Here is a 3205-nt window from a genome sequence, read left to right on the forward strand (position 1 = left end):
ACCAGCTCCTACAATGTATCTTTTTTTGTCATCCAATAGTTCTAATGGATGATCTTTATGACTTTCATAATCTTTTCTAAATACGAACGCAACTAATTTCTGGTCTTTATCGACGATAGGCAATTGATTTAATTTATGATCCCAAATGATATCGTTGGCTTCTGATAAAGAAATATCTTCATCACCAACAATTAATTTATCAAATGGAGTCATAAAATTCTTCACTTTTTCTGAAGGATCCATCCGACTAATACGATAGTCACGACTCGTTACAATACCTAATAGTTTTCCATTGGCTTCACCATTTTCAGTAACCGCCATGGTTGCATGTCCAGTTTCTTTTTTTAATGCCAAAACATCGGCCAATGTATCTTCTGGTGAAACATTGGAATCAGAACCCACAAAACCAGCTTTTGTCGCTTTAACACGGCGAACCATCGCTGCTTGTGATTCCACTGTTTGCGATCCATAAATAAAACTAATGCCACCTTCTTGAGCTAAGGCGCAAGCTAATTTTTCACCACTTACAGCTTGCATGATGGCTGAAACCATAGGAATATTCATTGAAATAGCTGGCTTTTCACCTTTTTTAAATTTCACCAATGGTGTCTTCAAACTTACACGATCCGGAATACAATCTTCACCTGTATAGCCTGGTACTAATAAATATTCATTAAAAGTTCTTGATGGTTCTTCAAAAAATTTTGCCATATTTCTCTCCTTTGTATTGAAATGATTATATGCAATTTTAATATGCTTTGCAAATTTTATTCGTATTCTCCAACCACAACTGAATATGGTGCAATGGTGATTTCTTTTGCTCTCTGGCCATTGTTATTTCCGTTATCAAATAAAATCGTCACTTGATCCTGTACAACATAATGATATGTATTTCCGGTTGGATTGAAAAAAGAAATACAACTATCTTCTTTATCGTTGCATTCGTAGACTAAAACAGCATCTTCAATCGTTTCAAAGCGGGTATTTTCTCGTGTCTTTTCAATGGTCGATAATCGAAAACAAGGATGTTTTTTTCGAATTTGGATCAGGGTTTTGGTTTGATTGAGTACGTCTTGAAAATAGTTACGACGATCATAATCGATTTTATTGTAATTATCCGATCGATTGTATGAATTACCAAGTCCTTGTTTGGTTCGACAAAATTCTTGGCCAGAATGAATAAATGGCACACCTTGTGACAACAAGACGATGGCATTTGCTAAAACCTGACGTTTTTTACGAATTTCTTCGTTTTCATCACTGCAACAAACTTGATTCTTATCCCATAGCGTATGGTTGTCATGACATTCTACATAATTGATGACTTTTTCAGGTGAGTCATACGTATTTCCTGAAGCGCTCATTCGATCCATCATAGAATAAATGATGGATGTATCCCCACTGGAAAAACCTTTTTGTGTTAATTGGTCATTCGGCCCTCTAACGACATTACGAAAACTATCCGAAAAATGGCCAATATATGGCATTTTTTGCTGATTTTGTTGCGTTGCCCGAAGATCTTCCGAAACAAAGCTTGGCATATTCCAACCTTCTCCATAGATCATAAAATCTGGTTTGATCTTCTTACAAACAGATGCAATTTCATTCATGACATTAACATCAAGGATTCCCATCAAGTCAAAACGGAAACCATCCACATCAAACCACTCAACAATACGACGACAAGTTTCAACCAAGTATTCGCGTGCCATCGGTGCCTGTGAATCATAATCATTTCCACAAAACGAACCATTCGAAAAAGCACCTTCACGATTCATTAAAAAATAATAATTTGGAGTAAGATTTTCCAATGAGAATTTTTCTTTTTCATAGACATGATTAAAAACCAGATCCAAATTTACACGGATACCTGCTTTATGGCAATTTGCGACTAAATTTGCGAAAGCTTTGACTCGACTGGTTGCATCAATTGGATTGATATCATAACTACCTTCTAAACAACGAAATTGTACGGGATCATAGCCCCAATTATAGAAAATATTGGGATATACTTCATCTACAGAACCAAAATCAAAGACGGGCATCAATTGAACATGGGTAATGCCTAAAGAACGCAAATAACTAAATCCGGTACATTTTTCTTTTGTAATCTCATTTTCTTGCGTAAATCCTTGAAATTTTTTGGGATAACTAACACCAATATCTGGCATGGAGGTCATATCTCGAATACTGGCTTCATAAATGAGTGCATCGCAATTGCTTTTTAACGGAGGCATAACCACTTTTTCTGGCAAATCAAGAAGATGGATATCCATCACAACCGAGTATTTAGAATTTGGACCGCTAAAACTGGTATACGGATCGACAATTTTTCGCCAACTGCCATTGACTCGTACCAAAAAGTAGTATGCATCGCCTAAGCAATTTTTATTGACACTCACTTCATAAACGCCTTTGGCATCTCGTTTCAAATGATAAACTTCTTCTTGTCGATCATGTTTTAACAACAACAAAATAGAATAGGCTATTGGCGACCATAATTTAAAGGCTGAACAAGTAGGTGTATAGGTTAAACCTAAATCGTTTCCTTTATAAGTATAGGTATGATTGAATCTTACTGTTTTCACAATGTGCGCATAGTTTACGATAGTTGTACGACAATGTTCATCATAAATGGTATATTCTTCACCCATTTGGATCGAAGAAGCATTTAAAGATAGATCATAATGGATATAGCCATTATACAGTTCAGACCGCGAACGAATGGTTAGAGGAATGATCCGATCATGTGTATCTTTTAAGTGAAAAATAGAACTATTTCCATTATAGAAATTTTTGGACATGAACACGTTGATACAGTCAAAATCATCAAAATAAGCCTCAAAGTTAGATTGCATTCGCATAAAATTTGCCTCTCTTCTTCTGTTATTCTACCACTAATATTAATTGTATTCTATGTATTTGCCAAGTGGGCATATCATATATTTAAAATTTTATTATCTATTTTTCATGGATGCTCTTTTCTGTTCATGGTATTATCACAATCACGTAATGGGATTCCATTCATAATAGAGTTCGGTATGCTCCCTTGTTAATCAACATAAAAAAAAAGACCCGGCAGCGTGCTAGGTTCGCAGGGGCAGGCCCAACTATCTTCGCCGCGGGAGTGCTTAACTTCTGTGTTCGGGATGTCAACAGGTGTATCCACTCCGCTATCGCTACCGGATCGTGAGAGATGATCTCT

Annotated in this window: 2 protein-coding genes and 1 rRNA gene; all 3 read right to left on the reverse strand. The window is 36.1% G+C overall.

Features of this window, described 5'->3' with window-relative positions:
- Positions 1-711: IMP dehydrogenase (locus SOS22_RS02900; protein ID WP_320596268.1), on the reverse strand; the 711-nt coding region annotated here is incomplete at its 3' end.
- 56 nt (positions 712-767) lie between these two features.
- Positions 768-2864 carry a type I pullulanase gene (pulA, locus tag SOS22_RS02905; protein ID WP_320596269.1) on the reverse strand — a complete coding sequence of 699 codons (2097 nt, stop codon included), beginning with the start codon at positions 2862-2864 and terminating at the stop codon, positions 768-770.
- A 209-nt stretch (positions 2865-3073) separates the two neighbouring features.
- Positions 3074-3187 (reverse strand): 5S ribosomal RNA (gene rrf, locus SOS22_RS02910).
- Between the last annotated feature and the right edge of the window lie 18 nt (positions 3188-3205).

The sequence above is a fragment of the Absicoccus sp. genome, assembly GCF_034090965.1.
Classification (GTDB): domain Bacteria; phylum Bacillota_I; class Bacilli_A; order Erysipelotrichales; family Erysipelotrichaceae; genus Absicoccus; species Absicoccus intestinalis.